This is a genomic window from Gabonia massiliensis, from assembly GCF_001403595.1.
Lineage (GTDB): Bacteria > Bacteroidota > Bacteroidia > Bacteroidales > Coprobacteraceae > Coprobacter > Coprobacter secundus.
In genome coordinates, this window is the sequence record NZ_LN877937.1 from 192,421 (window position 1) to 199,371 (window position 6,951).

The window sequence follows — 6,951 nt, forward strand, 5'->3', positions numbered from 1 at the left end:
GAGTGGTTTGTTTCCCCTCTGGAGAGGGGACTAAGGGGTGTGTTACGGAGAGGGGCGAGGTTTGGGATAAGATGTTTTTGCTGCTGTTTGGGAGAGGTGTTATCCGTCAGATTTTGGGTGACTGCTTTTGTTTTAGGAAGCAGTGCGCAGACATCACACACCCCCGCCCCTCTCAGGGACGGGGAGCTTAGAGATGCTATTTTCTGTTTGGTAATGAGGGGTGAGTGGATGTTTCCCCTCTTGAGAGGGGATAAAGGGGTGTGTTATGGAGAGGGGCGAGGTTTGGGATAAGATGTTTTTGCTGCTGTTTGGGATAGGTGTTATCCGTCAGATTTTGGGTGACTGCTTTTGTTTTAGGAAGCAGTGCACAGGCGTCACACACCCCTGCCCCTCTCGAGAGGGGAGATTTGAAATGCTGTTTTCTGTTTGTTAATGAGGGGGAGTGGTTTGTTTCCCCTCTGGAGAGGGGATAAAGGGGTGTGTTACGGAGAGGGGTGCGGCAAAGGCTGAGATATTTCGATAAATCGGGCTTAGTGTTTCGAGCAGTATCCGTCAAACGTTAGTGAGAGCTTTCGATTTGAGTATCTGTGCACAGGCGTCACACACCCCCGCCCCTCTCGAGAGGGGAGATTTGAGATACTTTTTTCTGTTTGGTAATGGAGGTTTGAGTGGTTTGTTTCCCCTCTGAAGAGGGGACTAAGGGGTGTGTTACGGAGAGGGATGCAAAGTTGGAATGCTTTGAAACAAATGCGGAATATTTCGGGTTGTCATTGCTTACCGGATACCGGAAGACATTTTTGTGAACGGGATTAACAATACATGAGAGGCGAAACGTACTCGTAAGACTGATTTTTTTTCAAAAAGTTTGGCAGTTTCGGTAAAAGGTATTATATTTGTGTACCGATTTTGGTACACAAATATAAATTATAAAAGTTATGGCACTCATTCAGGTTACGTCAAGAGAATTTCGAGAGAAACAGGCATCCATGTTTGCACTCGCCGACAAAGGGGAGCAGGTGGTAATCAGGCGCAGGGGAAAAGTCTCCTATATGCTGACCCCCGTTTACGAAGAGGATTTTGTTCTTTCCCCGGAGCTTGAAAAGAGGCTCGAAGAGGGTCGCAGGCAATACCGGGAGGGCAATGTCACGACCTGCACTACAAAGGAAGAACTTAATAAATTCTTAGAAGCACTATGAGCTTGTACAAGGTTGAATTTACCCAAATAGCGATAAAAACTGTATCGAAATACAAGAAATCCAATCCTGTGCAATACAAGAAGCTCGTCAAGCTGCTTAATGAGTTGATGGAGCATCCGAGGACAGGGACGGGACACCCCGAACCACTTAAATCAGGCGATTCGATAACATATTCCAGAAGAATATCAAAAAACGACCGCCTGATTTATGACATATATGAGGAGAAAGTGACCGTGTTGGTCTTGACCGTAGAGGGGCATTATAACGACAAATGACCTCCCGCACCTCATCCTCCTGCCCGGTTATAACAACCGAAAAGAGGGAAAAGGAAAATTATTCTGCCAGCGATTTCATCATGCGCCACAGTTGCAGGAACACGCTTTTGCAGCTCGGTTTGTCGGGCAGGAAAACAATGCGCCCGTCTTCTTCTTTTGTTTAGCCAATCTTGGTGCGGAGCGTTCCGACGATGCGGTTCTTCTCCCTGTTGGGGAAACGCTCGTGCAGGTAGTTGTTGTAGACGGTCTTCATCACATGGCAGAACTCTGTAACGATTTTCGCATGAGCTATGTTCTGTACAGGTCCTTCGTCCCTTGCTCATACCATGACAAGTGCAGCACCATGCCCTACCACGCCCTGAAGCAAAAAGTGCAGCGTGTCGAGAATTTTCTCTGCATGTTCCGGATAGAGAATTTCATCGGTGAATTTTGTCGGTCGGGATTGTCCGGTAATATGTTTCCTCACGTTCAGGTAGATGCGTACCATTTGCTACGGTATTTCCGGCACATATTGTTTGAGCAGCCTATTGACAAACCCGCGCACCTCGTCGGGGTGGCTACGTGCCCGGATAAAAAGATATTCCATGACATGTTTCACACGTTATTCCCGGCATATTGTTTCCCAAGATAGTTCGGGGCGGTCAATTAGCAGCAGGATGGTCTTTGCCGCCGCTTCGATGGGACGGGGCGGGAATATCATCATCCAGTCTCCCGTCTTCCGAGACATGCGCCTTGACAAGTGAAAGAACATAGGCGATGTTATGCTCCATGTTCGGTTGTCCGTATTGCAGTTCAATATCCGCGCTTATATCTTCGATGTTTTCTTTCATAAGCCCCAATGGTTATAACGGTTATCCGGCAGTACCGGTTTTGCCAGTTCGGGAAATCCGGCGAGCTGCTCGGCCGACATTTGCCCGAGCTGTTCCAACAGTACCGATTTTGACCTCTGCTTTCTGTTTGGCTTTCGCCACTTTTTGGGCTATGCCGGTGGCCGGTTCGATACCGCTTATCTTGATGTAGTCGTTGAAAACGCTCTCTGTCTTGTGCCTGCTTATCGACATCATCTCGTGGCTGTCGAGCATCTTGCTCAAGTATATGGGTAATGCCCGTTTTCCGTGCCGTATGAGTGGTGGGGGGCGGGGAGATGCCTGCCAGGATGTAGAGGGAGGCGGATACAACCTTTTCATTTGTAAATGAAAAGGTTGAAATATAGAAAAATTCCGGTGAAGAAGAGATAATCACCTCCGGGGAGGGGAGTAAGACACCCATTGCTCCTATTCCCTTTGAATTTCTCATTGTGACCCTATGCGGACGGCAAACCCGCTTTTCTTTGTAAATAAAAAAGATTATGGGTATAATATCAGATTCGCTTGGAGCGGCATTTGGGTTGGGCAGCTCCATATACGGAGGCATAAGAGGAGCCAAAGAACGTAAGAAACAAGAGAAATTATTAAATCAGCAAATACAAGAGAATAAAGACCTGTTCAAGAGAGAATACTATCAGGACATCATGAACCGTTCCGATACGGCCAATATCCTGAAAAACTACCGCGATACCCTCAAACGGCGCAATAAAACACAGCGCAATATGGCTGCCGTTACAGGAGCCACTCCCGAGGCCGTCGCGGCACAAAAGAAGATAAACGCCGACGCCTATGGAGACGTCATCTCCAATATCTCTTCCCAGTCGTCCCGGCTCAAGGACAACGCCCTGAACCGGTACACCGATACGAACAATTACCTGTTGGGGCAGAAGTCGAATATGTACGCCCAGCGGGCTCAAAACTTCTCGAACCTGGCGGCAAACGGAATAGGGTTGCTTACCTCTTCCCTCCAGAATATCGGGAACTCCATGGACAAATCCATAGGTAATTTTTTCAAAAGATAATCGTACACAATCTGCTAAAAAAATGATGACACTCAGAGACGATTATAAAAAAACACCGCGGCAAAGGCCCGACGATACCCGGCAAACCTTTACCGGGAATATAGCCGGTACACCCGGGGGAGAAGCGGGATTCAGCAAAGGCGATGACACTTCCGGCAGCGTTTTTCCCGACGAATACGGAACACGCCCGATGGAAAAGGAAAAGCCGTATTTCGATGTACTCGATACCGAACCCGAGCTTCGCAAAGCTGTGCCCGATACACTAAAAGATGCAATCTCTCAAAATCCCGAAGCACCTTTTTATACCACGTTGTACAAAACCCTTCATCCTGAACCTCAGGACCCGAAACACCAAAATGCGGTCAAGGCCTTGTCTACACTCGCAGATATAGGTCTCCTTATCGGAGAGATGGTTGCAGCAAGCAAAGGGGGAGACGTGCACCGGAGAAATTCGGTTCTCGGAGAAAACAACAAATATCTCCGGGACGAATACGACCGCATCGCCCGGCAGAAAAACATCTACCGCCAAGGGCTTCTCAATGCCGTCATGGCCGACCGGAAAGAAAACCGGGCAGATAAAGCCGCCGGGAGAGCCGTTCAAAACCGGTGGCAGGAGTTGCCGGGAAGATATCCCGTTCCGGAGGATACCATCTCTTATGACAAAAAAAATCGTTCGGCTGTAGCTGCCCGCCTGCAAAACCTGTTGTCCGAATACAAAGCACGCGGGCTTTTTGAAGATATACAGGATTTGGACATCGCAGGCTTAGAAGCCGAGCCGGTAGCTACGCAGGAGATGTATATACAAGAGTTGGCCAAGAGACTCTATGAAGAGACCCGCAATAATCCCGAGTTGAAAAATGAATTGGAAGCCGTATTGGCAAGCCTGGCAGACTATCGGGGAGGCAGCAATATTCCACCGAACGGCAGTATTCCGTATGACGGTACGTCGGCCAATCCGTTGAATCCCAATGATTGGCAGGATTATATGAAGCGGGCCAAATACAGTGGCAACCATATCTCGGATTTCGAACTGAAAACGCCCATTTTATGACAACAAGACAAAACATGATGATGCAACGACCATTCAACATATATGCCGTAGGAAAAGAGCTGTACAACATACCCGACGACAGACTTCGGGAATTTCTCACCGATTTCCCCCAAGCCGTGAAGCTCTCCCCCGAGCAAGTAAAAACCGGCATACAACCCCGTGTGCCGTCCGCAGGAGCGGTTACAGGCAAGCCTGGTGTCCTTGGAGATGTGCCCGATGCGGAAAACCGGCTATCGCAGCAAGATGTGCAGAAAATTCAGGAAAAGAGAAACCGCACTGCGCTGCTCCGGAATGAGCCGTTGGGATTGTCCGGAGAGGTTCATATCTTCGACAGAATACTCGGACGGCCCTTCAACCGCCCATATACCTCGGACGGCATCCCCGGGCCGAAATTGGATAAAATCTCCCGGCAGGTACCCGCAGGCTCGGCCGCTATGGAACAGGCTATCCGGAACAATTACAAACGGGAAGCAGAAGAATATCACAGTCCGGAACAACAAGCCCTGCGCGAACTCGACCGTATAAATGAAGATATTGACAAAGCTATGACCTCCCCCGAAATACGCAGAGGAATGTCCGGCAATGCCATTACCCGGTTGGGCGGTAGATACTCTTCCATGCTGAACATGTATGGCAATGATACGGACATGCAGGCCGAGAACGACTACAACAATCTGAAAACAGCCCGTACCAAAATAAACGAAGCCCGGAACACCATTCGGGCCGCTCAGGGTAAAAGAGGGTTCTGGAAAGGCCTTTCAGACGAGCTGTTTTCCGAAAAAGCACTGTCATTGGGATTGAACGAAATCGAAGACGGAGGCAGGCTGCAAGTCCTGCTGGACAAAGCCGAAAAAGAAGGGCTCGATGCTTTGACCCCATCCGAAAAGACACTGCTCGATGCCGTATCCATCAAGTCCGTTACAGACATGCTGCATGCCGACAACATCCCCTTTTGGTATCATGTCGGGTCAGGAGTCGGAGCCAGTATTCCCTACATGATGCAATTTGCCGTAACCAAGATTCCCGCATCGGCAGCCACCAAGCCCCTGACACGATACATCACCAGGCGGTTCCTCACCGGAGCAGCCCAAAAAGCCGCGGGACGAGGTGTAAGACATGCTGCCGCCAATTTCGGTCGTCGGGCTTTGGCCGGTACTGCCAACACCGCCCTTATCGGTACCGCCATGGCCCCATTGCAGCCTACAACTTATTCCGACATACTCCAGCGTCATATGGGACAGACCCATGCCACCCTCGATGAAAACGGAAAAGTAAAATACTTAGGGCAGGAAAACCGGAAATCCGTAGGACGCTCCATTGCCGAAGGGTTAGGAGCAAGCACCATTTCTAATGTTGCAGAAATGTCCGGAGCCCTGTTGGGAACCGTAGGAAAATTTCTCAAACCCGGTACCCGAAAAGTGATAAGCGCGACCACCCGGCATATATCCCCCCGGCTCACCGGTTTCATATCCCGCACCACTCCCAGAGCCCTCGATTACACCAAGATGATAAAAGACAAAAATATCATCACCGGCTTCAGGGATTTTGCCAAAGCCACCGGCTGGAACGGCATCGCGGGCGAAACCTTCGAAGAATTCATGGAAGGAACCCTCAATGCCGTCACCATAGGCGACCAAGGACTCGAAGACATATACAATTGGGAAAACGCCTTACAAACCATAACTACCGTAGGCATCATGTCCGTCGGCATGAGCTCTGCAGCAGCTACCCTGCGAGCTGGAGCCAAACGGAAAATAAAAGCCGATTACGACCGGGCCGACCGGCACCTTAACGAGGCATTCTCCCCCAGCCAGGTAGCCGAGATAAAATCCATCCTCGGTGAGAACCTACAAGACCAAAGCAAGATATTGGGACAGATGTTTGCCGAATCTTCAAAAGCACCTACAGCCGAAGAACGAAAACAACGTTCACAAGAACAAGCCATCATCCAGGACTACATATACAAGGCCAACCTCTACGAAGCATACCTGGGAGGCTTGCAGTCGCGCATCAAAGAAGAAGCTGGCCGTATCATTGAAAATCTGCGGCAACAAGCCAATCCCGACATGGGTGCCACCATATACGCTGACTACCGGGGGCAGACCGTCCGCATCACCTCCGGTACATTCGACATAGACCCCGAAGGCAACATCACCCCCCGGGAAGGCAGCACCGGTATGCTTACCATCATCACCCCCGAAGGAGATACCCAAGTCGTCTCCCCCTCACAGTTGGGCAAGGTACAAGACTACATGACCCTCGACGAGCAAGCCTCGGCAGTAGAGCAGGAAGTAGAAGATGCCGTCCTCGCACAAGAAGAGAGCGAGATAAACACCCTCGACCCCGGCACCGTCGTGTCGGTAAATAAAAACGGCAGCCCCCTCCGCGTTATCGTAACCTCACAAAACGCCGATACGATTATCGGCCGGATAGTCGACCCCTACGGCAAGCCCGTAACCGGACCCGACGGACAAGAACAAACCCTCACCTTTACCCTCGACGAGATACAATCCTACCCCGAAGAAGAAAGCGGAGCAGGAG

At 50.1% G+C, this 6,951-nt stretch carries 10 protein-coding genes; 6 read left to right on the forward strand and 4 right to left on the reverse strand.

The annotated features are described in order from the left end of the window. From BN2628_RS17420 to BN2628_RS02120, 3 genes are all read left to right on the forward strand, one after another. Positions 1-291 (forward strand): hypothetical protein (locus tag BN2628_RS17420; protein WP_257606355.1); only part of this gene is annotated, 291 nt, incomplete at its 5' end. Positions 292-935: 644 nt separating this feature from the next. After that, on the forward strand, positions 936-1,196 hold the full coding sequence (locus BN2628_RS02115; RefSeq protein ID WP_021930767.1) for a hypothetical protein: 261 nt from the start codon (positions 936-938) through the stop codon (positions 1,194-1,196). Continuing rightward, on the forward strand, positions 1,193-1,471 hold the full coding sequence (locus BN2628_RS02120; protein ID WP_055095867.1) for a Txe/YoeB family addiction module toxin: 279 nt from the start codon (positions 1,193-1,195) through the stop codon (positions 1,469-1,471). The genes BN2628_RS02115 and BN2628_RS02120 overlap by 4 nt, the downstream gene beginning before the upstream one ends. Positions 1,472-1,482: 11 nt before the next feature. Here BN2628_RS02120 and BN2628_RS17425 read toward each other — a convergent pair whose 3' ends face one another. From BN2628_RS17425 to BN2628_RS02130, 4 genes are all read right to left on the reverse strand, one after another. Beyond that, on the reverse strand, positions 1,483-1,794 hold the full coding sequence (locus BN2628_RS17425) for a hypothetical protein (RefSeq protein ID WP_257606356.1): 312 nt from the start codon (positions 1,792-1,794) through the stop codon (positions 1,483-1,485). Continuing rightward, the gene (locus BN2628_RS17430; RefSeq protein ID WP_257606357.1) at positions 1,791-1,937 is read right to left on the reverse strand and encodes a hypothetical protein; all 147 of its coding nucleotides are present in this window, start codon (positions 1,935-1,937) and stop codon (positions 1,791-1,793) included. Before BN2628_RS17430 ends, BN2628_RS17425 begins: the two co-directional genes overlap by 4 nt. Positions 1,938-2,112: 175 nt before the next feature. After that, positions 2,113-2,301, reverse strand: coding sequence for a hypothetical protein (locus BN2628_RS17435; RefSeq protein WP_021930765.1), 189 nt, complete (start codon positions 2,299-2,301; stop codon positions 2,113-2,115). A 21-nt stretch (positions 2,302-2,322) separates the two neighbouring features. Then, a complete protein-coding gene (locus BN2628_RS02130; RefSeq protein WP_257606358.1) occupies positions 2,323-2,532 on the reverse strand; it encodes a hypothetical protein in 210 nt (69 codons plus the stop codon). Positions 2,533-2,819: 287 nt separating this feature from the next. Here BN2628_RS02130 and BN2628_RS02135 point away from each other — a divergent pair, with 287 nt between their 5' ends. From BN2628_RS02135 to BN2628_RS02145, 3 genes are all read left to right on the forward strand, one after another. After that, complete coding sequence (locus BN2628_RS02135; protein ID WP_055095871.1) at positions 2,820-3,359, forward strand: hypothetical protein; 540 nt, start codon at positions 2,820-2,822, stop codon at positions 3,357-3,359. Positions 3,360-3,381: 22 nt separating this feature from the next. Further along, positions 3,382-4,410, forward strand: coding sequence for a hypothetical protein (locus tag BN2628_RS02140; RefSeq protein ID WP_055095872.1), 1,029 nt, complete (start codon positions 3,382-3,384; stop codon positions 4,408-4,410). Next, on the forward strand, positions 4,407-6,951 hold a 2,545-nt coding region (locus BN2628_RS02145), incomplete at its 3' end, for a hypothetical protein (protein WP_257606359.1). The genes BN2628_RS02140 and BN2628_RS02145, both read left to right, overlap by 4 nt.